This is a genomic window from Curtobacterium sp. Csp1 (assembly GCF_013347185.1).
On the sequence record NZ_CP054594.1, the window covers coordinates 2299870 to 2323079 of the forward strand.

A 23210-nucleotide genomic window follows, 5' to 3' on the forward strand; every position below is an offset into this window, starting at 1 on the left:
ACCTCCTGCCGGCCGGACGGTCGTCCGGTAACCGCTCATGATACTTGTCGAGTCCGGTCTAGACAGGTACAGTCCGAGCAGTCGTCGACGCTGACGGCGACATCCCACGACGCAGCGACGCAAGAGGGGACCCAGGCATGGACGTGTCCACCAGGACGTTGACCAGGACCGCGCGGGACGGCGGGTACGCGGTACCGGCCGTGAACGTGTTCGACGAGCTGAGCATGCGGGCGGTGATCGCCGCGGCGGTCCGGACCGGGGCGCCGCTCGTCGTGCAGATCTCCGTGAAGACCGTGAAGGCCTCCGGAACCGTTTTCACCACCGACCTGTTCCGCGCGCTCACCCGGGACGTCCCGGTGCCGGTCGCGCTGCACCTCGACCACTGTCCGGACCGGGCGGTGCTCGACGACGTCATCGCCGCGGGGTGGTCCAGCGTGCTCTTCGACGCGTCCGACCGCGGGTTCGACGACGCGGTCCGCGAGACCGCCGAGGTCACCGCCGCGGCGCACGCCGCCGGGGTGGACGTCGAGTCGGAGATCGAGAACATCCTCGGGGTCGAGGACGGCGTGGGCAGCGACGAGTCCCGGCACGCGTACTCGGTCGAGCAACTGGCGGAGGTCGCCGAGCGGACCGACAGCGACCTGCTCGCGCCGCAGCTGGGCACGAGCCACGGACTGTACAAGGCGGACCCGGTGCTGCTGCCCGAGCGCGCCGCCGAGCTCGCCGCCCTGACCGACCGGCCGATCGTGCTCCACGGCGGCACGGGGCTGAGCCGCGACGACTTCCGGTCGTTCATCGACGCCGGGGTGTCGAAGATCAACATCTCGACAGCGGTGAAGCACGCGTACATGCGCGCCTCGCTCGAGCACCTCGAACAGGCACGGGCGACGGACAGCTGGGACCCGCCGAAGCTCGTCACCGCGATCGAGTCCGCCGTCACCGACGTCATCGCCGAGCACGTCACGTGGTTCGGCGCGGACGGCAAGGCCGGTCGGTCGTGACCCGCGCGCTCGTCTTCGACTGCGACGGCGTGCTCGCCGACACCGAGCGCGACGGGCACCTGCCGGCGTTCAACCAGACGTTCGAGCACTTCGACCTGCCGGTCCGGTGGAGCCAGGACGACTACGCCGAGGTGCTCAGGATCGGCGGCGGGAAGGAGCGGCTGGCGTCCCTGTTGACGCCGGAGTTCGTCGAGCGCGCCGGCCTGCCGACCGATCCCGAGGAACAGCGGGCCCTGGTGGCCGAGTGGCACGCCGAGAAGACCCGGCGGTACACCGCGATGGTCCGCGAGGGGGTGATGCCCGGGCGGCCCGGCATCGCCAGGATCGTGCACGAGGCACACGACGCGGGCTGGCTGCTCGCGGTGGCCTCGACCTCGGCCGAGGCGTCGGTCCGCGCGGTGCTCGAGCACGCCGTGGGCGAGGACGCCGCCGACTGGTTCGCGGTCTTCGCGGGCGACGTCGTCCCGCGCAAGAAGCCCGCGCCCGACGTGTACGAGCTGGCGCTCCGCGAGCTCGGCGTCACCGCGGCAGATGCGGTCGTCGTCGAGGACAGCGCGAACGGGCTCCGGGCAGCGCTCGGCGCCGGACTCACCACGGTCGTCACCGTCAGCAGCTACACGGCCGACGAGGACTTCACCGGCGCGGCGCTCGTGGTCGACCGGCTCGGCGACCTGCCCGACGAGCCGGCACACGTGCTCGCGGACCCCCACCACGTCGCGGTGCCCGGACAGGTGACCCTCGACACCCTCACCCAGCTCCCGACCGGAGGACGACGATGACCACCGAAGCCACCACCCACCTCGAGTCCACCGTGCGGCTCATCGCGAGCACCTGCGTCGAGAACGAGCGGTACTTCTGCGACCTCGACGCGGTGGCCGGCGACGGCGACTTCGGCTACTCCCTCGCCCGCGGGTTCGAGAACGTGCTCGCCGGGTTCGACGACTACGACCGGTCGGACCCGGGGACCTTCCTGCAGCAGGTCGCGATGACGATGAGCAGCCGCATCGGCGGGACGTCCGGTCCGATCTGGGGCACCGCGTTCCTGCGGGCGGCCGGGGTCGTCAAGGGCAAGGACGACCTGACCGCAGAGGACGTCGTGGCGATGCTCCGCGCCGCGGTCGAGGGGATCAAGAAGCGCGGTGGCGCCGACCTCGGCGACAAGACGCTCCTCGACGCGATCGTCCCGATGACCGACGCGATCGAGTCCGACGCGGCGGACGGCCGGGACGGCGCCGCGATCGCCCGACACGCCGCCGAGGTCGCACGCCAGGCAGCGGACGAGACCTCGGCGCTCGAGGCCCGCCGTGGGCGTGCGTCGTACACGGGGGAGCGCAGCATCGGCTCGCCCGACCCCGGCGCGGTCGCCGTCGCGGTGCTCGCGGAGCGCATCGCCGACGAGTGGTGACGCGAGCCGACCAGATCCGATCCGCCCCCACCAGCACGACCCTTCGCAGTACCCGACCACCACGATGAAGTGAGGCAACCGCAGTGAAGAAGTTCGTCAACGACCCGAAGCAGTTCGTCCCGGACATGCTGAAGGGTCTGGCCCTCGCCAACTCCGACACCCTGACCTACGACCCGAAGGCGAACCTGATCGTCCGCGCCGACGCCCCGCGCGACGACAAGGTCTCGATCGTCCAGGGGTCCGGCTCCGGGCACGAGCCCGCGCACGTCATGGTCGTCGGCAAGGGCATGCTCGACGCGGCCTGCCCCGGGGACGTGTTCGCCGCGCCGCCGACCGACTACGTCATCGAGGCCGCCCGCCGGGTGAACAGCCCCAAGGGCGTGCTCCTGCTGGTCAACAACTACACGGGCGACAAGATGGCCTTCGAGATGGCGGAGGAGTTCGCCGAGGCCGAGGGCATCACGGTCGCGACCCTGTTCATCGACGACGACGTCGCCGTGAAGGACTCCACGTACACGATCGGCCGTCGTGGCGTCGCCGGGAACTTCTTCGTGATCAAGGCGGTCGGCGCCGCGGCCGAGGCCGGCGCCGACCTCGACGAGGTCGTCCGGGTCGGGAAGAAGGTCAACTCGGTGACCCGGACCATGGGCGTCGCCCTCACGGCGTGCACCCCGCCCGCCAAGGGCTCGCCGCTGTTCGAACTCGGCGACGACGAGATCGAGGTCGGCGTCGGCATCCACGGTGAACCCGGACGCGCACGGCAGAAGATCGTCCCGGCGGACGAGATCGTCGACATCCTGCTCGACCCGATCGTGTCCGACCTGCCCTTCTCCGACGGCGACGAGGTCGCGCTCATGGTGAACGGACTCGGCGGCACCCCGATCAGCGAGCTCTACCTGCTCTACGGGATCGCGCACGAGAAGCTCGTCGCGCAGGGCATCACCCCCGTGCGGAGCTACGTCGGCGAGTACTGCACCTCGCTCGACATGGCCGGCGCCTCGATCACGCTCGTGAAGCTCGACGACGAGGTCAAGGAGCTCCTCGCCGCCCCCGCCGAGATCCCGATCCGCACGTTCTGACCCGTCGGCGGGCACCACCCCGCCCGCCGACGGCTCCCACACAGGACGCCCGCGACCGCGGGTGTCCCGACGCCGACGATCGAGGAGGATCACATGGCGAGCAACCACGCAGTCGCGTACAAGGGGCCGGGCAAGGTCGAGGTCATCGAGACCGACTACCCGACGTTCGAGCTCAAGGACGGACCCGGTGTGAACCCGGCGAACGTCGGGCGCAAGGTCAACCACGGGGCGATCCTCCGTACGGTGGCGACGAACATCTGCGGCAGCGACCAGCACATGGTCCGCGGCCGCACCACCGCGCCGAGCGACCTCGTCCTCGGTCACGAGATCACCGGCGAGGTCGTCGAGGTGGGCTCGGACGTCGAGTTCATCAAGGTCGGCGACATCGTCTCGGTCCCGTTCAACATCGCGTGCGGTCGCTGTCGGAACTGCAAGGAGCGGAAGACCGGCATCTGCCTCAACGTCAATCCGGACCGCCCGGGCAGCGCGTACGGCTACGTCGACATGGGCGGCTGGGTCGGTGGACAGGCCGAGTACGTCCTCGTGCCGTACGCCGACTGGAACCTGCTGAAGTTCCCGGACCGCGACCAGGCGCTCGAGAAGATCCTCGACCTCGCGATGCTCTCCGACATCTTCCCGACCGGCTTCCACGGTGCGGTCACCGCCGGCGTCGAGGTCGGTTCGACGGTGTACGTCGCCGGCGCCGGGCCGGTCGGACTCGCGGCCGCGACCGGGGCGATGCTGCTCGGTGCCAGCGTGGTGATCGTCGGCGACATGAACGCCGACCGTCTGGCCCAGGCTCGGAGCTTCGGCTGCGAGACCGTCGACCTGACGAAGGGCGACCCCGCCGAGCAGATCGACCAGATCCTCGGCGAACCGCTCGTCGACTGCGGCATCGACGCCGTCGGCTTCGAGGCCAAGGGGCACGGCTCCGGATCCGGGGAAGAGGCGCCGGCGACGGTCCTCAACTCGCTCATGGACATCACGGCAGCCGGTGGCGCCCTGGGCATCCCCGGGCTCTACGTCACGGGTGACCCGGGCGGCGTCGACGAGGCCGCCAAGAAGGGTGCCCTGTCGCTCAGCCTCGGCACCGGCTGGGCGAAGTCGCTGTCCTTCACGACGGGGCAGTGCCCGGTCATGAAGTACAACCGGCAGCTGATGATGGCGATCCTGCACGACCGAACGAGCATCGCGAAGAACGTGAACGCGAAGCCGATCGGCCTCGACGAGGCCCCGCGTGGCTACGAGGAGTTCGACAAGGGCGCGGCGACGAAGTACGTCCTCAACCCGAACGGCCTCATCCCCGCGGCCTGACCCGGCGGTCCCACCGGCCCCTGCACCGTCGACACCCGGCGGCGGCGCAGGGGCCGTCCGTCATCCGGGCCCGACCGCGTGCAGCCGTCCGTCCGTACGCTCGCCCGTGTGGACGCACCGCACCGACCCCGGGCCAGCCGACCGTCGACCCTGCGGCTGCTGTTCGCGTCCTCGCACCCCGGGCCGACCGTCACCGTCACGGTCCTCGCCACGGTGATCGCCGTCGCGGTCGGGCACCCGCTCGGCACCGTGCTGCTCGTCGCGCTCGCCGTGGTGGCGGGGCAGCTGTCGATCGGCCTGGCGAACGACTGGATCGACGCGGACCGCGACCGGGCCGTCGGCCGCTCCGACAAGCCCGTTGCACGGGGCCTCGTCGCAGCCTCGACCGTCCGGACCGCCGCGTTCGTCACGGCCGCGGTCGCGGTGCTCGCGAGCGTGTTCCTCGGTCCGGTCGCGGCCGTCGCGCACCTCGTGCTCGTCGCCGCGGGGTGGGCCTACGACGCGGGGCTCAAGCGCACGGCCTGGTCCGTCGCACCGTTCCTGGTTGCCTTCGGACTGCTGCCGGTCGTCGCGGTCGCCGCCGGCGGTGGCGCCTGGCCGGCCTGGTGGGCGATCGCGACCGGGGCGGTGTTCGGCATCGCGATCCACTGCACGAACGTCCTCCCCGACCTGCTCGACGACGCGGCCACGGGTGTCCGGGGCTTCCCGCACCGCCTCGGCCTGCGCGGTGCCGGTGTCCTCGCGTTCGGGTCGCTCGTCGTCGCCGCGGGGCTCGTGCTCGGCGGGCAGCTGGCCGGAGCCGACCCGGCTCGCGGCGCGGCGGCGGTCCTCGCGGTCGTCGGGGCGCTCGTGGTGGTGGTGCTCGCGGTGGTCGGGGTCCGGCTCGTCCTGGTGGGGCGACCGACCCGCGCCCTGTTCCGGCTGGTGATCGCGTCGTCCCTCGTCCTCGTGGTCGAGCTCGGCGTCGCCGGCGCCCGACTCGTCGCCTGAGCCGACCCGGTCAGGCCCACCCCATCGCGTACCGTCCGTGGGCAGAGTCGAGCCGCCTGGCGGGCGCGACGCGGTCAGGCCCACCCCATGGCGTACGTCGAGGCCAGCCACCTGGCGGACGGGAGTGCCAGGACGGACCGGAGCAGTGCCTCCCGTCCGACCAGCAGCGCACCGCGAGCCGGGCGACCCAGTGCCGCGTTCGCCTCCGCCTGCCGCGCGGCGCGCGCCGCGGCCGCCTGCCGGGTCGCCGCGTACGCGGGCCACGGACCCGCGTCACCGGAGCGGACCGCGTCGGCCAGGAGCGGCGCGAGCGCCGCGACGTCGAGCCACCCGAGGTTCATGCCCTGCCCGCCGATCGGGCTGATCTCGTGCGCGGCGTCGCCGACCAGCACGACGCGCCCGACGCCCACCCGGTCGGCGGTCCGCCGCCGGGTCCGGAACGCACTCACCATCGAGCAGGTCGCCGGGTCGGGCGACGTGCCGGTGCGCTCGCGGACGAGCGCGGCCAGCCGGGAGGCGCGCCCCGCCTCCGTCCCGTCGGTGCCGGGCGGTCGCGTGGCCGGGCCGGTGACGAGCGCGACGGCGCGACGGCGACCGCCGGGCAGCGGGAAGGACTCGAGGACGCCGCCGGGTCCGACGTCGACGACCGCGGTGTCCGCCGGGGTGTCGCCGGTGTCCGCGAAGTCGCCCATCACGTAGTGCTCGCGGTAGGTCCGGCCGGTGGTGCGGATGCCGAGCAGGTCGCGCACGGTGCTCCTGGCACCGTCCGCGCCGACGACGAACCGTGCCCGGACGTGCACCGGTGCGCCGTCCGGACCGGTGCCGGACACGGCGACGTGGCCGCGCTCCGGGTCGAGCGCGGTGACCGTGGTGCCGGTACGGAGGGCGACCGGGGCGAGGGCCGCGAGCCGCTCACGCAGGAGTGTCTCGGTGCGGTGCTGGTCGAGCGCGGCGACGAACGGGAACGGGTCCGAGACGTGCTCGAACGACAGCGTCCCGAGGGTGCGGCCGCGGCTCGTCGCGACCCCGCGGCGGACGGGGACCGCCTCGGCCAGGACGGGACCGGCGAGCCCGACCCGGTCGAACACCGCGAGCGAGGGCGGGTGGATGCCGATCGCCCGCGAGCCCGTCGGCGCCGTGTTCCGGCGTTCCCAGACGCGCACGTCGACGCCCTCGGCGGCGAGCAGTACGGCGGCGAGGAGGCCGACCGGGCCGCCGCCCACCACGAGGACGTCGGTCGGGTCGGAGGTCACGCGCCGAGCCTACGGACGGGCGGTGCGGCGGCTGCCAGCCGCGCGGTGGTCAGTTCGTGACGCTCGCGCGCTCGGCCCGGTCGGCGGCGACGAGGGACCGTGCTTCGCGGACGCGCTTGCGCGCCTTCTCGACCGGGACCTCGACCGCGTAGGCAGCGCCGACGGCCACGAGCAGCGCGACCGCGATGAGCCACACCGTGCCCCACGGCCCGATCGCGAAGGGGTCGAGCAGGGCGATCACGAGCGGGTGCCAGAGGTACGCCGAGTACGAGACGCGGCGGCCGAACCACGACACCGGCGTCCAGGCGAGCGCGGCGGAGAGCGGTGACCGGACCGAGACGAGCCCGGCGATGAGCACCGACGACACGACCCCGGTCAGGGGCAGGACGACGCCGAAGGTCCACGCGTGCTGCGTCCAGTCGTCGCCGATCCAGAGCAGGATGCCGACGAGGAGCGCCAGGCCCGCCCAGCTCGCGACGTGCCCGGCGACCCCGGCCGCCCACGTGCGGACGCGCACGTCGTCGAGGAGCAGGGCGAGCAGGCAGCCCGTCGCGAGCGGCACGACGCCGAGCACGGGGGAGAAGTACACGTCCGGCGTCGACCCGCCGTTGGGGGTCTGGTAGACGAGCCCGGCGGCGATCGAGCAGCCCACGATGACCGCACCGAGGCCGGCCATCAGCCACCGACGTCGAGCGCGCACCACGAAGAGCAGCACGAGCACGGGCGGCCACACCAGGTAGAACTGCTCCTCCATGGACAGGCTCCACGTGTGCGCGAAGACGCCCTGCGTGGTGTCCCAGAACGAGCGGAACAGGTTGCCCGTGTAGGTGAGGGCGATGAACGCGGCCTCGCCCGGGCCGAACGACGCACCCTTGTAGTCGCCGACCCAGTTCCACAGCAGCAGTCCGACGGCCACGAGGGCGAGGAGCGCCGGGTACAACCGGAGCAGGCGCTTCCACCAGAACGAGCCGAGGCGGATGCGGCCGGTCTTCCGGTGCTCGCCGAGCAGCAGCGTCGTGATGAGGAACCCGGACAGGGCGAAGAACACGGTGACGCCGATGAAGCCGCCCTGGAACTGCGGGACGTGCAGGTGGTACAGGATCACCGCGAGGATCGCGATCGTGCGGAGGCCGTCGAGTGCCGGCGCCCGGTTCGTCAGGGGCGGTGGCGGCGTCGTCCGGGCAGCACCGGTCCCTCGACCGGCCGCGGTGGCGCGGCCGGTCGTGCTGGAGTGCTCGGGGGCGAGCGTGTTCGTCGTCACGGGTCCTCCCTGCGAGGATCGGTCTTCCGGGTGACGACCAGCGTGCTCCACGCAGGTAAGAGGACCCTCAGTGACCGGGGTGCACGAGCGCGGTCAGCGCCGCGAGCCGCTCCTCGACCAGGGTGCGGAAGTCGCGTTCCTCGGGTTCGGCGATCCACTGCGTGAACGCCAGGTGGAACACGGTGACCGCCGTCTCGGCGGCGATCGTGGCGAGGGGCTCGTCGATCCCGTGCGCCCGCAGGGTGTCGCCCAGACGGACCTTCAGGTTCGCGAGCTTGCCGAGTTCGCGCTCCTCGAGGGCGGGGACGGCGTCGATCACGGCCTGCCGCGACCGGGACCACGAGCGACGGTCCTCGGGGAAGAAGTCTGCGGCCGAGTCCAGCGCCCGCCGGACCAGGTCGAACGCGGGAGTGCCGTCCGGGGCCTGCTCGACCGGGGTGGTGAACATCGCCGTGAAGTCGGTCCGGCCGGCGAACAGGACCTCGGGCTTGTCCGCGAAGTGCCGGAAGAAGGTGCGCTCGGTGACGTCGGCGGCCGCGGCGATCTGCGAGACGGTCGTCTCGTCGTAGCCCTGCTCGGCGAAGAGCCGGAGTGCGGTCGACTGCAGGCGTTCGCGGGTGCCGGGTTGCCAACGAGCCATGGACGCAGTCTACTGATGACAGTGGCTGACATCGAGTGCTACGGTTATGTCAGTCCGTGACATCGCGCCACGGACCCTGTGAAGGGAAGCACTCATGCACGTGTTCGTCACCGGGGCCTCCGGCTGGATCGGCTCCCACACCGTCGACGAGCTCCTCGCCACCGGGCACACCGTCACCGGGCTCGCCCGGTCCGATGCGTCCGCCGCCGCACTCGAGTCCCGCGGTGCCGCCGTCCTGCGCGGCGACCTGGACGACCTCGACGCCCTGCGCCGCGGGGCGGCGGGCGCCGATGGCGTCCTGCACCTCGCGAACAAGCACGACTGGGACAACCCGGCTGCCACGAACGCGAGCGAGCGGGCCGCCGTCGAGACGCTCGGGAGCGCCCTGGCCGGTTCCGACCGTCCGCTCGTGGTGGCCTCCGGGGTGGCCGGCCTGGCCCCCGGGCGACCGGCCACCGAGCAGGACCCCTCGCCGTTCGTCGGCCCGGACAGCATGCGCGGCGGCAGCGAGAACCGCGCGTTCGACTTCACGGCGGACGGTGTCCGGGCTGTCAGCGCGCGCTTCAGCCCGACCACGCACGGCGTCGGCGACCACGGCTTCATCGCCGCGATCGTCGCCGCAGCCGTCCGGACCGGGGTGTCCGGCTACCTGGGGGAGGGCACGAACCGGTGGGCCGCCGTGCACGTGGACGACGCCGCGCGGCTCGTGCGCCTCGGGCTCGAGGACGCCCCGGCTGGCACGCGGTTGCACGCCGTCGCCGAGACGGGTGTCCCGATCCGGGACATCGCGCAGGCGATCGGCGACGCCCTCGGGCTCCCGGTGACGAGCATCGACCCCGCGGACGCCGAGGAGCACTTCGGGTTCATCGGGCGGTTCTTCGCGCTCGAGATGTCCGCGACGGCCGACGCCACGCGGGAGCGCTTCGGCTGGACCCCGACCGGGCCGACCCTGCTCGAGGACATCGCCGCCGGGGCGTACGCGCACGTCGCGCGCTGACCCGCTCGCGGGCCCGGCGCCCTGGCTGGGGGAGGCTACTCGGCCTTCTGCATCTGCCAGGGCTCGGGCTCGCGGTCCCCGTTCGGGCGCACCGGACGGACGTCGCCGACGATCGGGATGGACCGCTTCCGCATGAACCACAGGTAGCGGACGAAGAAGTGCGACAGGGTCGACAGCCGGTTGCCGTTGCCGAGCAGCGAAGCGATGTGCACGGCCACCCAGGCGGCCCACGCGACGGGGCCGACCATCGTGATGCCACCGCGGAGCTGGGCGACCGCGGCGTTCGTGCCGATCGTCGCCATGGTGCCCTTGTCGAAGTACTTGAAGTGCTCGGTCTGCTTGCCCTCGAGCAGGCGGACGACCTGCCGGGCGACATGGCGGCCACCCTGCAGCGCCGGCTGGGCGAGCTGGGCGAGGGCGTCGTCCTGGGCGGCGATGTCGCCGGCGGAGAAGATCCGCTCGACGCCCTTCACGCTGAGGTCGTCGTTCACCTGGATGCGCCCGCCGTGGGTCTGCGGCAAGCCCCAGCCCGAGACCTCCTTGTGGGCCGCGACCCCGGTCGCCCAGATCACCTGGGAGGCGGGGATGAACTCGCCGTCGGCCGTGACGACGCCGTCGGGCTTGACCTCGGCGACCCCGGTGTCCAGCCGGAGCACGACGCCGCGCTTCCGCAGGACCTTGGCCGCGTACCGGCGCAGGCGCGGGGCGAACGGCTTGAGGAGTTCGCCGCTGCGGTGCACGAGCGTGATCGTGATCGCGCCCTCGTCGAGCTCGGGGTACGCGCCCTCGAGTGCCTGGTCGCGGAGTTCCGCGAGGGCACCGGCCATCTCGACGCCCGTCGCACCGCCGCCGACGATGACCACGCGGATCTCGTCTGGGCCCTGGTTCGCCGCGGCCTCCTCGAGCCGGGTGAACAGCTCGTCGCGGATCCGGAGCGCCTGCGAGCGGGAGTACATCGAGTACGCGTACTCGTACGCGCCGGGGGTGCCGAAGTAGCTCGTGTTGACGCCGTTCGCCAGGATGAGCCAGTCGTAGTGCAGGTGCTCGCCGTCGGACATCTCGGCGACGCGGTGCTCGGCGTCGATGCCGGTGAGCAGCCCGTGGCGGAAGTCGGCGTTCGACTGCTTCGCGCGCAGGCTCCGCAGGAAGTACGTCACGTCGCCGGCGTTGAGGCCGCCCGTCGCCACCTGGTACATGAGCGGCTGGAACATGTTGTAGACGTGGCGGTCGACGAGGGTCACCCGGACCGGTGCGTCCGCGAGTTCACGCATCGCCGCGATGCCGGCGAAGCCTCCGCCGACGATGACGACGTGCGGGCGGGTGTCCTCGGACATGCTGATCTCCAGGGTGGTGCGGTCGACGGCCACCCAGAAGGGTACGCCGATCGGGAGCCGTGTCCGTCCACCCGCCCGTCACCGTGCCGATGGAGCGGTCCCACCGGCCCTGCGGTCTCGAGGGGTGTCAGGCCTCGAACGGCGCGTACGTGCTCAGCACGTTGCCCTTGCTCGTCACGACGCTCTGCACCAGGCGCAGCCGCGTGGGCGGATCGGTCGGCTCGAACAGCTTCCGCCCGGCGCCCGCGATCGCCGGGTGCGTCATGAGCTGCAGCTCGTCGAGCAGCCCCGCGAACAGCAGGTGCCGCACGAGCGTGACGCTCCCCGTCACCGCGACGTCGCCGCCGTCGCCGGCCTTGAGCTCGCGCACGAACGCGTCGACGTCACCCTGGATCAGGTGCGCGTTCTCCCACGTCAGGTCCGGGCCGAGCGTGGTCGAGGCGACGTGCTTCTCGATCGGGTTGATCCAGCGGCCGAACGGGTCGTCGGCGTGCGACGGCCACCACTCGGACCACTCGAGGTAGCTCTGCTTGCCGAGCAGGACCGTGTCGGTGCGGTCCATCCACGCCGTCATCGCCGTGCCGAGCTCCGCGTCGAAGGAGTCGTACTGGAACGTGTACGGGTCCTGCACGACACCGTCGACCGACGTGAAGAGCCCCGAGGTCACCTTGCGCATGACCCGGAGCCTAGGGCCCGGCACGTCCGGCGTCGAGGGTCAACTCCCCGTGCCGCTCCCGCCGCCCTGCACGCCGCCGGGCAGCTGTCCGCTCTGCCCGTCCTGCCCGGGGAACCCGCCGCGCCCGCCACCCGGGACGGTCACGGAGCTCGAGTGCGACGCGCCGATGGCATGGCCGACGGCGTACCCGACGCCACCGCCCGCGAGCAGGGCTCCGAGCCCGACCGCCACGGCCACCACGGGCCAGAACCACGGCGGCTTCGGACGCGTGCGCCCCGCGGTCCCCGACGGCTGTCCGGTCCAGGCGGCGGGACCGACCGGGGCCGCGGCCCACGAGGGCTGGCCGGTTGCGGCGGGCGGCCCGTCGAGCGTGGCGGTCGGACCGGCGGCGGGCGCCGCGCCCCAGCCGTGCGGCGGGACGGGCGCGTGGCTCGGTGCGGTGTTCGGGGAGTGGTCGCTCATGCGCGCCAGTGCACTCTGCTCGGCCAAGAGGAACCGATGACGACCCTGACCCGGCGCTGCGAACCCGAGGGTAGGTTCGGGTCGTGCGCGCACGGGTCGGGTCGTTCCAGGTCGGGGACCTCCGCGTGCGCCTCCGGACCCTGGCGCCGGCCGGTCGTCTACACGACTCCCTGGCCCCGACCGTCGTCCTGGTCCACGGCATCGGGATGTCGCACCGGTCCTTCGCCCGCACGCAGCGGGTCCTCGCTCGGACCCACCGCACGGTCGCCGTCGACCTGCCGGGGTTCGGCGGCCTCCCGCCGGCCGGACGCCGGCTGCAGGTCGAGGAGCTCGCGGACCTCGTGATCGCGGCGGTCCGGAACGGCGGCGCGGAGACCGTCGTCGCGATCGGGCAGTCGATGGGGACGCAGGTCGTCGCGGAGGCCGCGCTCCGCCACCCCGGCGTCGTCCGGGCCGTCGTCCTGGTCGGCCCCGTGTGCGACCGGTCCCGGCGCACCCTGCTCCGGCAGGCGCTCGACCTGACGCGGGACACCGTCGTCGAGACCCCGCGCATGAACTCCGTCGTCACGACCGACTACCTGCGGAGCATCCGGCAGTACGTCCGCGAACTCGGCCCGATGCTCCGGCACCGGCTCGAGGACGTGCTGCCCCGGCTCACCCAACCCGTGCTCGTCGTGCGCGGCGACCGCGACCCGATCGCGCGGCGGGAGTGGTCGGAGTCCCTCGCGCAGGCGGCCCCGCGCGGGGCGCTCGTCGAGCTGCCCGGCGGGCACCACGTGCAGGAGCGGCACCCGGAGGCGTTCGGACGACTCGTCGAGGAGTTCCGCCGCGTGCAGACCTTGGAGGACGCACGGTGACGGACCGGACCACGCCCACGGACCGGACCACGCCCGCCGACCGGACCACCCCCGCCGGCCAGACCGCCCGCTCGGCCGCGGCGGCGGGACCGACGCGAGCCGTGCCTCCAGGCCGTCTGCCGGTGGACCGCGTGCCGGTGCTGCGGCGCGCGTGGTGGGCCGTCCTCGACTGGTGGTACGCGGCGCGGTGGCAGCTGCGGAGTGCCGGCCCGACGACCGCCGAGGACTACCGGACCGGCGAGGGCCAGCCGGTCGTCGTCGTGCCGGGCGTCTACGAGACCTGGCACTTCATGCGTCCCCTGATGGACGCGCTGCACGACGCCGGGCACCCCGTCCACGTGCTGCCCGTGCTGCGGCACAACATCCGGCCGGTGCCGGAGTCCGCGCGCGAGGTGCTCGCGTACCTCGAGGCGGAGGGCCTGCGCGACGTCCTCGTCGTGGCGCACAGCAAGGGCGGGCTGATCGGGAAGTACGCGATGACCCTGCCCGAGGGGGACCGCATCGACCGGATGGTCGCCGTGTCGACGCCGTTCGCCGGGTCGGCCTACGCGCGGCTCGCGCCGGTGCGGCACCTGCGGGTGTTCCGTGCCGCGGACCCGGTGCTCGCCGCGCTCGGGCGGGACCTCGCGGTGAACGCGCGGATCACGTCGGTCTGGGGGGTCTTCGACACGCTCATCCCGGCCGGGAGCGAGCTCGCGGGTGCGACGAACGTACGCGTCCCGGTGGGCGGGCACTTCCGGATCCTGGCCGCGCGGCAGACGCGCGAGGCGGTGCTGACCGCCGCCGCGGGGCCGGGGCAGGTCCGAGACTCGGCCTGACGGACAGATCCGTGCCTCGGCGGGCCGAGTCTCGTCCGCGGAGCCGGGTCTCGCTGCGGTCCGCCGTCGCGGCGCGACCCGGCCTGGAGGCACGTGGTGCGCCCGGCGCGTCGGCCCGGTCGGGCGTGCTGCCCTGGTCGCCGGGTCAGGCGCCCGGCAGGAACAGGCAGAACGGGTGGCCGTCCGGGTCGAGGAGCACCCGGACGTCGTCCTGGGGCTGGAACGCGTGCTCGGTCGCCCCGAGCTCGAGGGCACGCGCGGTCGCCGCGGGCAGGTCCTCCACCTGGAAGTCGAGGTGCAGCTGCATGCCCTGGCGTCCGGACTCGGGCGGCCACACCGGCGGGACGTAGGCGTCGTCGTACTGCACCGACAGGCCGGGACCGCCGTCGGCCGGGCGGACCCGGAGCCACGTCGGTCCGTCCTCGTGCACGGTCCACCCGGTCAGCGCGCCGTAGAAGCGGGCGAGGGCGACCGGCTCCGGGGACTGCAGCACGGTCGCGGTCAGGACGGGCATCGCGGGATCGTCGGCACTCATGGCGCGGACGGTACCCCCGGCCGTCGCACCACTCGTCCAGCGCGCCCGGTCAGCGTTCCCGGACGCTCGCGCGCTCGACGATCCGGTGCGGCACCACGACCGTCTCCGGCGCCGCAGCCGGGTCCGCGATCCGCCGGGTGAGGAGGTCGAGCGCAGCGGTCGCGAAGGCCCGACGGTCGAACGACACGGTGGTCAGCGCGGGGATCGCGTAGGCCGCCGCGTCGACGTCGTCGAACCCGACGACGCTCACCTGCTCCGGGACCCGGACGCCCCGCGCCGCGAGCACGTGCAGCACGCCGAAGGCGATGGAGTCCGTGTAGGCGAACACCGCGTCCGGCAGCGGGTTCGTGTCCAGCCACGCGGCGAACGCCGTCGCCGCCGCACTCGTCGTCCACGCCGGCAGCGGCACGCGCAGCGCGGGGTCGACCACGAGGCCGGCACTGCCGAGCGCGTCCGCGTGGCCCTGGTCACGGAGCTCGCTCGTGGCGGTGGCGTCCGTCGGGCGCGCTGCCCCGACGACGGCGATCCGCCGGTGCCCGCGGTCGAGCAGGTGGGTCGTGACCTCGCGTGCGGCGAGCCGGCTGTCGACGTGCACCTGGTCGACGTGCTCCGGCTCGACCTCGCCGATCACCACGGTCGGCGGCAGCCCCTCGGTCTCGGCGAGCACGCTCGCGCTGAGCGACACCGGGTTGAGCACGAGCCCGTCCACCAGGTGCGCGCGGGCCCGCGAGACCAGTTCGCGCTCGCGGTCCGGGTCGTTGCCGGTCTGGTCGAGCTGCACCGTCCAGCCGCGCTCGCGCGCCAGCTCGACGAACCACTGGGCGAGCTCGGCGGAGTAGGCGTTCCCGAGCTCGGGCAGCGTCAGCGCGATCGCCCCGGACCGTCCGTTGCGCAGCCCCCGGGCGGACAGGTTCGGGACGTAGTCGAGCTCGGCGAGGGCTCGCTCGACGCGCTCCCGGGTCGCCGGGCGCACCGCGACGCCACCGTTGATGACGTTGGAGACGGTCTTCGGCGACACCCCGGCCATGGCCGCCACGTCCCGCACGGTCGCGCGCATCCGACGAGCGTAGCGCGGACCTCCGGACGTCTGGTGGCCCGGAGGTCCGGTCGCGGGGACGGGCCCCGGACCGGACGACCGACGACCTGACTACGCGTCGACCAGCTCGCGCCGCGCAGCGCGTCGCGCCCGGATCCGGCTGGTCACGGTGGCCGCGACCACGACCGCCAGCACGGCGTACAGCACGATCGGGATCGGCCCGGCCACCAGCACCGAGAAGTCCCCGTCCGCGCTCAGCGCCGCGTCCCGCAGGCTCGTCTCGGCGAGCGGACCGAGCACCATGCCGATGATGAGCGGCGCGAGGGGGATGTCGAGCGCCCGCATCAGGAAGCCGACGAGCCCGATGCCGAGCAGCATGAGCAGGTCGAACACCGAGCCGCTCGTCGCGTAGATGCCGAGCCCGCAGAAGACCGCGATGCCCGCGTACAGGTACGCCCGCGGGATGCGCAGCAGCTTCGCCCACAGCATCGCGAACGGCAGGTTGATGACGAGCAGCACCACCATCGCGATGAAGAACGACGCGAGCAGCGCCCAGACCAGGTCGGGGGAGCGGTCGAACAGCAGCGGTCCCGGCTGTAGGCCGTACTGGCGGAAGGCGGCGAGCATGATCGCCGCCGTGGCCGACACCGGCAGGCCGAGCGACAGCAGCGCGCCCATCGCCATGCCGGTCGTCGAGTTTCCCGCTGCCTCCGGCGCGGCCAGACCGCGGATCGCCCCGCGGCCGAACTGCGGGTCCTTCCGGCGGGCGTCGAGTCGCTTCTCGAGCCCGAACGCCAGGAAGGTCGGGATCTCGGACCCACCCGCGGGCACGACGCCGAAGGGCAACCCGATCGCGGTGCCGCGGAGCCAGGCGGGCGCCGCCTCGCGCAGCTCCCGCTTCGACAGCCACGGACGCCCGGTGGCCTGCACCATCCGACCGTCCTTCAGGTGCCGGGCGAGGCACGCGACGTAGATGACCTCGCCGAGTGCGAGCACCGCGACCGTCACCGTGACGAGCGAGATGCCGTCGAACAGCTCCGGGACGCCCATCGTGAAGCGCGGTGCGCCGGAGATGCCGTCGACGCCGATCACGGCGATGCCGAGGCCGAGACACAGCGACCCGAGGCCCTTCAGCGCGTCGTCGGTGACGACCGACGACGTCGTGACGAACGCGAACAGCGCGAGGGCGAAGAACTCGGCGGGTCCGAAGCTCGACGAGAAGGACGCCAGCGCCGGTGCGAGGAAGACCACCAGCACGGACGCGATCATCCCGCCGACGAACGCGCCGATCGCCGCCGTCGCCAGCGCCTGGGCCGCGCGTCCGTTCAGCGCCATCTTGTGGCCCTCGAACGTCGACGCGATCGCCGAGGCCTGGCCCGGCGTGTTCATCAGGATGCCCATCGTGGAGTCGCCGAACAGGCCGCCGAAGTAGACGCCGGCGAACATGATGAACGCCGCCGTCGGGTCGAGGGAGAACGTCACCGGCAGCAGCAGCGCGACCGCCATCGAGGAACCGAGGCCGGGAAGCACGCCGACGGCGGTGCCGAGTAGGCACCCGACGACGACCCAGAGCAGGTTGGCGGGGGTCAGGGCACCGGCGAAGCCGTCCCCGAGCAGACCGAGCACGTCCACGTCAGAACTCCCATCCGACGATGCCCGAGGGCAGCGACAGGTCGAGCAGCATGTCGAAGGCGATGTAGCTGATCGCGCTCACCGTCAGTCCGACGACGAGTGGCCGCAGCCAACCGGGGGCGCCGAGTCCCTTCGCGACACCGAGGAACAGCAGCCCGGCACCGACGATCCAGCCGAGCACGCCGAGCAGCAGCGCGAACCCGGCGAAGGACAGCACGACCCAGGCCAGGGAGCGCCAGTCGACGCGGACCGAGCGCACCTCGACGGCGGGACCCGCCGTGTCGGCATCGGTGGCGACGACCGGCTCCGCTCCGACCCGTCGCCCGCGCGCGGTCCGGACGGACCGGACGACGAGCAGGGCGGCGAGCAGCAGGAGTGCGGCGGCGACGAGCCCGGGGAAGACCGCCGGCCCCGGGAACGCGGTACCCGCGGGGACCTCCATCGTGACGATGCCGACGACGAGGTAGACCGCGAACGCGGTGAAGAGCGCCGGAGTGGTCAGCTCCTTGGCGACCGCGGCGACACGGCCGGGGTCGGCCCGCAGCGTGAGCCGCTGCCCGACGACCGCGGAGGACGACGTGGGGTTGCTCGGACGGGTCATCGGCCCAGCTCCTCGTACAGTGCGGTGATGCGCTCGCGTTCGGCGTCGATGAACGCGTCGAGCTCGTCGCCGGTGATGATCCGTTCGGTCCAGTGGTAGCGCTCGACGGCATCGGCCCACTCGGGGGTGTCGAGCGTGTCCAGCACGATGTCGGTGAGCTGCGCCCGTTGCTCGTCGTCGAGCCCGCCGGGTGCCGCGACCTCGCGCCAGTTCGTCAGCGTCACGTCGTGTCCCTGCTCGACGGCCGTGGGGATGTCGATGCCGTCGACCGGTTCCGCGGCGACGAGCGCGAGTGCCCGCAGGCGGCCGGACTCGATCTGGTCGATGTTGTCCGGGTAGCCCCCGGAGGCCGCGGCGGCCGTGCCGTTCAGCAGCGCCTGGATGGCCTCGCCGCCGCCGTCCGACGGGATGTAGTTCGTCTGCTTCGGGTCGATCCCGGCCGACACGGCGAGGTCGGTGACGACGAGCTGGTCGAACGAGCCGCCGCCTGTCCACGGCACCGAGCCGGGCCGCTCGCGCCACGCGGCGACGAGGTCGTCGAGCGTCTCGTACGGCGAGTCGGCGGGGACGACGATGACGTCGTACTCCTCGACGGTGACCGCGAGCGGCGTGACGTCGTCGTGGGTGACCGCGGAGCCGAACTGGATCTCCGCGGCGAGCAGTCCCGTCCCGCCGATGAGCAGCGTGTCCGTCTGCCCCGACAGCCGCGCCACGTTGCCGAGCGCGATGGTGCCACCGGCACCCGGCATGTTCACGACCTGGACCGAGTTCACGATGCCGTTCGCGCGCTGCGCCTGCTGCATGGACCGGGCGACACCGTCCCAGCCGCCGCCGGCCGCCGCGGGCGCGACGAGCGTGACGGACCGGGTGGGGTCGCCGCCGGCCGCCGCCGACGTCACCGACCCGAACGCGGCGACCGCGATGGACACCGCCGCCACGGCGGCCCCGACCACGCGGGCGACGGGCCGAGGTGCACGAGGCCCGGCCGGCATCGAACGCGCCGACTCCCTGGACACTGACTGCTCTGTCATGGATGGCTCCCTCCTGCGCACGTCGTCGTGCCGCAGGTCGAGAAGTACGATGGCAGCCGCCGACCGGACGAGCACCCGGCGGTGGAGTTGTGCTCATTGACGCTCACGGCGTCGCGGCCGAAGGGGGACGCCACGGTGACCAGGGCACGTTCCGGGCGGCTGCGGCGCACCGCGGTGCTCGCGCTGCCGAGCGTGATCGTGCTCGCGGCGACGGGCGTCACGACCGGGGTCGCCGCGGTGGTGCAGGAGCGCAGCATCCGCACGTCCGTCGTCGAGCAGGTCTCGGGCGTCGCTGCGAGCCTGGCCGACCTGCCCGAGGTGCGGGACGCGGTGACGGCGGTCGCCGATCGGGGCACTCCCGGCACGCTCGCCGACGCCGAGGACCTCGCCCCGGCGACCGCGGCGCTCCAGCCGATCGCGACGCTCGTCGAGGGCGCGTCCGGCGTCTCGTACGTCGTGGTCACCGACGACGAGGGCGTGCGCATCACCCACCCGGACCCCGCGGGACGCGGCCAGCCCGTCGAGACGACCATCGCGCCCGTGCTCCGGGGCGCGGAGTTCGTCGGCACCGAGACCGGCCCGTCCGGGACGACCCTGCGCGCGAAGGTGCCGGTCGTCGCCGCGGACGGCGAGGTCGTCGGCGCCGTGGCCGTCGGCGTGCTCGAGTCGACCATCGCGGCCGACCGGGAACGCGCCCTCGGCACCCTGCTGCCCTGGAGCACCGGCGCCCTGCTCGCGGCGACCCTGGCGAGCGTGCTGCTGTCGCTCGTCATCGCCCGTCGGCTGCGCCGGGCGGACGCGGTCGACGCGGAGAGCCGGCAGGTGCGGTGGACGACCGAGGCCCTGCGCGAACAGGCCCACGAGTTCGGCACACGACTGCACGTGGTCCGCGGGCTCGTCGAGCAGGGGGACGACGAGGACGCGATGGCCTACATCGACGCCGTGGCGCCCGGGCTGACGAGCGGCGGCGGCGCCGGGTCGCCGCGCCGCGGTGCCGTCGCGACGGCCTCCGTCGCCGCGGTGCGCTCCGAGCTCGCCGTGGCCGGCGCCACCCTCGACCTGCGGGTCGCCGAGGACGTCCTACTCGACGACGCCGTGCTGCTCGTCCTCACCAACCTCTGCCGGAACGCCGCCGAGGCCGGTGCGGCCACGGTCGTGTGCGCCGTCGGCGCCCGCGAGGGACGCGTCACGGTCACGGTCGAGGACGACGGACCGGGCATCGACCCGGCCGACGCCCACCGCGTGCTGTCCCGCGGGTGGTCGTCGAAGTCCGACGAGACCGGCCTCGGGCGCGGCATCGGGCTGGCGGTCGTCCGCCGCACAGCCACCGACCGGGACGGATCGGTGGTCGTCGGACCCTCGGCGGCGCTCGGCGGGGCCCGTCTCGACGTCGAGATGGCGGCGGGGTCGTGACCGCGTCCGGAGCCCCGCCGCTGCGCGTGCTCGTGGTCGACGACGACGCCGGTGCCCGCGCGCTGCACACCCGGTGGGTCGCCGCGACCGCGGGCTTCACGGTCGTCGGTGCGGTCGCCTCCGGCGGTGCCGCCCTGGCCTCCGTGGACCGCGGGGTCGACCTCGTGCTCCTGGACATGCGGCTGCCCGACATCAGCGGGATCGAGGTGCTGCACCGCATGCACGTCGCCGGCGTCGACCGGACCGACGTGCTCGTCGTCAGTTCGTCCCGCGACCAGGTCACCGTCCGGCAGGCACTCGCGGCGCACCCCGTCGGGTACCTGCTCAAGCCCTTCGACCGCCAGGCGCTGCAGGACCGACTGCACGCGTACGCCGCTGAGCGACGGTCCCGCGACACCGCGCAGCGCGACGTCCCGATGGGGCAGGGCGACGTCGACCGACTGCTCACGACCGGTTCGGTCCGCGTGGTCGGGCCGGCCCACGGCGCGACGCACGCCGCGAAGGACGGCCTGCCGAAGGGCGTCAGCGCCACCACGCTCGAACGGATCATCGCGGCACTCGACCCGGTGGTGGGCCGCTCGGCGGACGAGGTCGCGGCGACGACGGGGACGTCGCGCGCCACCGCTCGGCGCTACCTCGACCACCTCGTCGCGACGGGCGCGATCGACCTCGCGCACCGGTACGGCCGCCGCGGTCGCCCCCAGGTGCTCTACCGCCTGACCCCGGCGCCCTGAGACGACGACGGCGCCCTGCGACGACCACGGAGCAGGGTCCTCAGGGCCGGACGTACCGGTGCACGTGCGCGACGTAGTCGACGGGGATCGTCGGACGCCCCGCCGTCTCCGGGTCCTCGTCGACCACCCGGCGGACAGCGTCGAGCACCGCCCGCCGCTCGTCCTCCGGCAGGAGGATCACGTAGCTCCGCGAGGCTATCGCGTCCAGGAACGCCCCGCGCTCCTGCTCGTGCGTCCACCGCACGGTCTCGTGCGCGCCCGCGTCGAAGGGCGGCCCGACGAGCGGCTGCACCTGCTGCCCCGTGCGCGCCTCCGGCTGCGCGACGATCGCGCCGACCCGGGCGGCCCACGGCCGCGTCTCGTCGCGGACGTTCCAGACGAGCCCGAGCGTGCCGCCCGGTCGCAGCACCCGCCAGGCCTCGGCGGCACCCGCCGCCCGGTCGACCCAGTGCCAGGACTGCGCGAACGTCACGACGTCCGCGGCGCCGTCCGGCAGCGGAATCGCCTCGCCGGTGCCGTCGAGCGCGCGGACGGTCGGCAGCAGGTCGGCCAGTCGGGCGCGCATGGCCGGGTCCGGTTCGACGGCCACGACCTCGGCCGCGCGGCCGAGCAGGGACCGCGTGAACTTCCCGGTCCCCGCGCCGACGTCGACCACGAGCGCCGTCCCGTCCGGCACCAGGGCCGCCGCGACGGCGTCCGGGTACCCCGGGCGGCCGCGCTCGTAGGCGTCGACGGCGGATCCGAAGGAGCGGGCGAAGCGGTCGTCGGTCACGGACCCAGCCTGGTCCGTGCGGCCGCCGCCGTCGATGCGAGACGCCACAGGACCGGCTCACGCAGGTGAATGGCGACGGACGGGAGGATCGTGGCGGGCCCCGCCACGATCCTCCCGTCCGGTGGTGGGTGCGCCGGGCTCAGGCCGGGTGGCGGGCGGTCCACTCGCGGAACGGGGCCGTCGGGTCGTCGACCCGTCCCTGCTCCATCCGCAGGGTGCGGTCCTCGACGGGCTTCGCGTACTCGTCGTAGAACGTGGCGAGCGTCATCAGGCGGTTGCCGTCCTCGTAGTGCTCGCCCTCCTGCTCACGGGTCGCGGCGAAGACGACGCGGTCCGGCTGCGCGTAGTAGAGCGCGCCGAGGCACATCGGGCACGGGGACGCCGTGACGAAGACCTCGTACCCGGTCAGGTCGGTGATCCCCTGCTCCGCTGCCGCCCGGATCGCGCGGATCTCGGCGTGCGCCGTGGGGTCGCCGGTCTGCGCGACGTGGTTCACCGCCTCGACGACGACCTCGCCGTCCCGGACGATCAGGCAGGCGAACGGCTTGCCGCCGTCCTGGACGTTGTCGAGGGCACGGGAGACCGCCAGGGCGGTGAGGTCGTCGTCGTTCATGCCCACCACGGTGCTCCCGACGGGTGTGCGACCGGGGGACGGGCCGGTCAGGCGATCCGGGTCGCGCCGGGCTGCGCCGGGCCGGCGATCCAGCTCGGGTCGGCGAAGAGCTCCTCGACCTCGGTGACGAAGCGTGAGGCGTGGAAACCGTCGACCGCCGCGTGGTCGACCCGGAGCGCCAGGGGCACGACCGTCCGCCCGTCCGCCTGCCGGTACCGCCCGAGCGTGATCACGGGAGCCAGGTGGTCCTCGGCGCCGGTGAGGTGCAGTGCGAACCCGGTGAAGGACGTCCGGGGGAGCGTCGAGACGTCGAAGGTGTCCGTGCGCTCCGAGCCCTGCGGGAACATCCGGTGGTCGTCGCGGTACCGCTCCGTCGTCGCGACCACGGCGTCGTGGAACGTCCGGGGGTCCGGGTCGTACTCGACCACGAGCACCGAGAAGGTCTCGGTGTCGGGGTGGAAGACCGTGAAGGTCGGGTGCACCACGTCCCACACCGCCGGGTGGCCGTCCTCGGTGAGCTGCATGCGGAACTCCTCGTGGCGGTTCACGACCGTCGCGAGCACCCAGATCTGCGACGGGTACGTCTTCGCGCCCGCGGCCCGAGCGGCGGCGACGAAGGCCGTCACGTCGACGTCGACGGTGAGCTCCCAGGCGCACGGCTTCCGCCGGTAGTGCGCGAAGTGCTCCCGACGGGGCCACGTGTCGAGGTCGATCGGTCGGAGTTCGCTCATCCGGTCAGTCTCGTACCCCGGGCTG

At 73.5% G+C, this 23210-nt stretch carries 25 protein-coding genes; 11 read left to right on the forward strand and 14 right to left on the reverse strand.

What is annotated here, in order from left to right:
• The first annotated feature begins 137 nt into the window (after positions 1 to 137).
• From HUN58_RS10980 to HUN58_RS11005, 6 genes are all read left to right on the forward strand, one after another.
• Positions 138 to 1001, forward strand: a complete 864-nt coding sequence (locus HUN58_RS10980) for a class II fructose-bisphosphate aldolase (RefSeq protein ID WP_180224759.1) — start codon at positions 138 to 140, stop codon at positions 999 to 1001.
• Positions 998 to 1780, forward strand: coding sequence for an HAD-IA family hydrolase (locus HUN58_RS10985; protein WP_114850559.1), 783 nt, complete (start codon positions 998 to 1000; stop codon positions 1778 to 1780). Before HUN58_RS10980 ends, HUN58_RS10985 begins: the two co-directional genes overlap by 4 nt.
• Complete coding sequence (gene dhaL, locus HUN58_RS10990; protein ID WP_114850558.1) at positions 1777 to 2406, forward strand: dihydroxyacetone kinase subunit DhaL; 630 nt, start codon at positions 1777 to 1779, stop codon at positions 2404 to 2406. The genes HUN58_RS10985 and dhaL overlap by 4 nt, the downstream gene beginning before the upstream one ends.
• A gap of 83 nt (positions 2407 to 2489) precedes the next feature.
• Complete coding sequence (gene dhaK / locus HUN58_RS10995; RefSeq protein ID WP_180224760.1) at positions 2490 to 3485, forward strand: dihydroxyacetone kinase subunit DhaK; 996 nt, start codon at positions 2490 to 2492, stop codon at positions 3483 to 3485.
• Positions 3486 to 3578: 93 nt separating this feature from the next.
• Positions 3579 to 4799, forward strand: a complete 1221-nt coding sequence (fdhA, locus tag HUN58_RS11000; protein ID WP_114850556.1) for a formaldehyde dehydrogenase, glutathione-independent — start codon at positions 3579 to 3581, stop codon at positions 4797 to 4799.
• Positions 4800 to 4907: 108 nt separating this feature from the next.
• Complete coding sequence (locus HUN58_RS11005; protein ID WP_180224761.1) at positions 4908 to 5789, forward strand: UbiA family prenyltransferase; 882 nt, start codon at positions 4908 to 4910, stop codon at positions 5787 to 5789.
• Positions 5790 to 5863: 74 nt separating this feature from the next.
• On the opposite strand, the gene HUN58_RS11010 is transcribed toward HUN58_RS11005, so the two are convergent.
• The 3 genes from HUN58_RS11010 to HUN58_RS11020 form a co-directional block, all read right to left on the reverse strand.
• A complete protein-coding gene (locus tag HUN58_RS11010) occupies positions 5864 to 7042 on the reverse strand; it encodes an NAD(P)/FAD-dependent oxidoreductase (protein WP_180224762.1) in 1179 nt (392 codons plus the stop codon).
• A 49-nt stretch (positions 7043 to 7091) separates the two neighbouring features.
• Positions 7092 to 8303 carry an acyltransferase gene (locus tag HUN58_RS11015; protein ID WP_180224763.1) on the reverse strand — a complete coding sequence of 404 codons (1212 nt, stop codon included), beginning with the start codon at positions 8301 to 8303 and terminating at the stop codon, positions 7092 to 7094.
• Between the two features lie 67 nt (positions 8304 to 8370).
• Positions 8371 to 8943: a TetR/AcrR family transcriptional regulator gene (locus HUN58_RS11020; protein WP_180224764.1), complete on the reverse strand. Its 573-nt coding sequence runs from the start codon at positions 8941 to 8943 to the stop codon at positions 8371 to 8373.
• 94 nt (positions 8944 to 9037) lie between these two features.
• Here HUN58_RS11020 and HUN58_RS11025 point away from each other — a divergent pair, with 94 nt between their 5' ends.
• Positions 9038 to 9940 carry an SDR family oxidoreductase gene (locus HUN58_RS11025; RefSeq protein WP_180224765.1) on the forward strand — a complete coding sequence of 301 codons (903 nt, stop codon included), beginning with the start codon at positions 9038 to 9040 and terminating at the stop codon, positions 9938 to 9940.
• A gap of 35 nt (positions 9941 to 9975) precedes the next feature.
• Here HUN58_RS11025 and HUN58_RS11030 read toward each other — a convergent pair whose 3' ends face one another.
• The 3 genes from HUN58_RS11030 to HUN58_RS11040 form a co-directional block, all read right to left on the reverse strand.
• Complete coding sequence (locus HUN58_RS11030; RefSeq protein WP_241490240.1) at positions 9976 to 11307, reverse strand: NAD(P)/FAD-dependent oxidoreductase; 1332 nt, start codon at positions 11305 to 11307, stop codon at positions 9976 to 9978.
• A 94-nt stretch (positions 11308 to 11401) separates the two neighbouring features.
• Positions 11402 to 11950, reverse strand: coding sequence for a dihydrofolate reductase family protein (locus HUN58_RS11035; protein WP_058743175.1), 549 nt, complete (start codon positions 11948 to 11950; stop codon positions 11402 to 11404).
• Positions 11951 to 11989: 39 nt separating this feature from the next.
• Positions 11990 to 12412 (reverse strand): hypothetical protein, encoded by a 423-nt coding sequence (locus HUN58_RS11040; RefSeq protein ID WP_180224766.1) that lies wholly within the window; start codon positions 12410 to 12412, stop codon positions 11990 to 11992.
• An 83-nt stretch (positions 12413 to 12495) separates the two neighbouring features.
• Between HUN58_RS11040 and HUN58_RS11045 the strand changes: the two genes are divergently transcribed.
• Positions 12496 to 13269 carry an alpha/beta fold hydrolase gene (locus HUN58_RS11045; protein ID WP_180224767.1) on the forward strand — a complete coding sequence of 258 codons (774 nt, stop codon included), beginning with the start codon at positions 12496 to 12498 and terminating at the stop codon, positions 13267 to 13269.
• Positions 13266 to 14087: a triacylglycerol lipase gene (locus HUN58_RS11050; RefSeq protein WP_254631454.1), complete on the forward strand. Its 822-nt coding sequence runs from the start codon at positions 13266 to 13268 to the stop codon at positions 14085 to 14087. Before HUN58_RS11045 ends, HUN58_RS11050 begins: the two co-directional genes overlap by 4 nt.
• A 145-nt stretch (positions 14088 to 14232) precedes the next feature.
• Here the strand turns inward: HUN58_RS11050 and HUN58_RS11055 are convergent, their stop codons facing one another.
• The 5 genes from HUN58_RS11055 to HUN58_RS11075 form a co-directional block, all read right to left on the reverse strand.
• Complete coding sequence (locus tag HUN58_RS11055; RefSeq protein WP_167510131.1) at positions 14233 to 14622, reverse strand: VOC family protein; 390 nt, start codon at positions 14620 to 14622, stop codon at positions 14233 to 14235.
• Positions 14623 to 14671: 49 nt separating this feature from the next.
• Complete coding sequence (locus HUN58_RS11060; protein WP_114850550.1) at positions 14672 to 15679, reverse strand: LacI family DNA-binding transcriptional regulator; 1008 nt, start codon at positions 15677 to 15679, stop codon at positions 14672 to 14674.
• 90 nt (positions 15680 to 15769) lie between these two features.
• Positions 15770 to 17290 (reverse strand): tripartite tricarboxylate transporter permease, encoded by a 1521-nt coding sequence (locus HUN58_RS11065; RefSeq protein ID WP_174777621.1) that lies wholly within the window; start codon positions 17288 to 17290, stop codon positions 15770 to 15772.
• A 1-nt stretch (position 17291) separates the two neighbouring features.
• Positions 17292 to 17891, reverse strand: coding sequence for a tripartite tricarboxylate transporter TctB family protein (locus tag HUN58_RS11070; RefSeq protein WP_180224768.1), 600 nt, complete (start codon positions 17889 to 17891; stop codon positions 17292 to 17294).
• Positions 17888 to 18922, reverse strand: coding sequence for a tripartite tricarboxylate transporter substrate binding protein (locus tag HUN58_RS11075; RefSeq protein WP_180224769.1), 1035 nt, complete (start codon positions 18920 to 18922; stop codon positions 17888 to 17890). The genes HUN58_RS11070 and HUN58_RS11075 overlap by 4 nt, the downstream gene beginning before the upstream one ends.
• 135 nt (positions 18923 to 19057) lie before the next feature.
• Here HUN58_RS11075 and HUN58_RS11080 point away from each other — a divergent pair, with 135 nt between their 5' ends.
• Both HUN58_RS11080 and HUN58_RS11085 read left to right on the forward strand, forming a co-directional pair.
• The gene (locus HUN58_RS11080) at positions 19058 to 20335 is read left to right on the forward strand and encodes an ATP-binding protein (RefSeq protein ID WP_254631455.1); all 1278 of its coding nucleotides are present in this window, start codon (positions 19058 to 19060) and stop codon (positions 20333 to 20335) included.
• Complete coding sequence (locus HUN58_RS11085; protein WP_180224770.1) at positions 20332 to 21069, forward strand: response regulator; 738 nt, start codon at positions 20332 to 20334, stop codon at positions 21067 to 21069. Before HUN58_RS11080 ends, HUN58_RS11085 begins: the two co-directional genes overlap by 4 nt.
• Positions 21070 to 21109: 40 nt before the next feature.
• On the opposite strand, the gene HUN58_RS11090 is transcribed toward HUN58_RS11085, so the two are convergent.
• The 3 genes from HUN58_RS11090 to HUN58_RS11100 all read right to left on the reverse strand — a co-directional run bounded on the left by HUN58_RS11090 (position 21110) and on the right by HUN58_RS11100 (position 23185).
• Positions 21110 to 21841 (reverse strand): class I SAM-dependent methyltransferase, encoded by a 732-nt coding sequence (locus tag HUN58_RS11090; protein WP_180224771.1) that lies wholly within the window; start codon positions 21839 to 21841, stop codon positions 21110 to 21112.
• Between the two features lie 139 nt (positions 21842 to 21980).
• Positions 21981 to 22454, reverse strand: a complete 474-nt coding sequence (locus HUN58_RS11095; protein ID WP_144804945.1) for a nucleoside deaminase — start codon at positions 22452 to 22454, stop codon at positions 21981 to 21983.
• A 47-nt stretch (positions 22455 to 22501) separates the two neighbouring features.
• Entirely contained in the window at positions 22502 to 23185 is a 684-nt protein-coding gene (locus HUN58_RS11100; RefSeq protein WP_180224772.1) for a CatA-like O-acetyltransferase, read from the reverse strand.
• Positions 23186 to 23210: the final 25 nt, after the last annotated feature.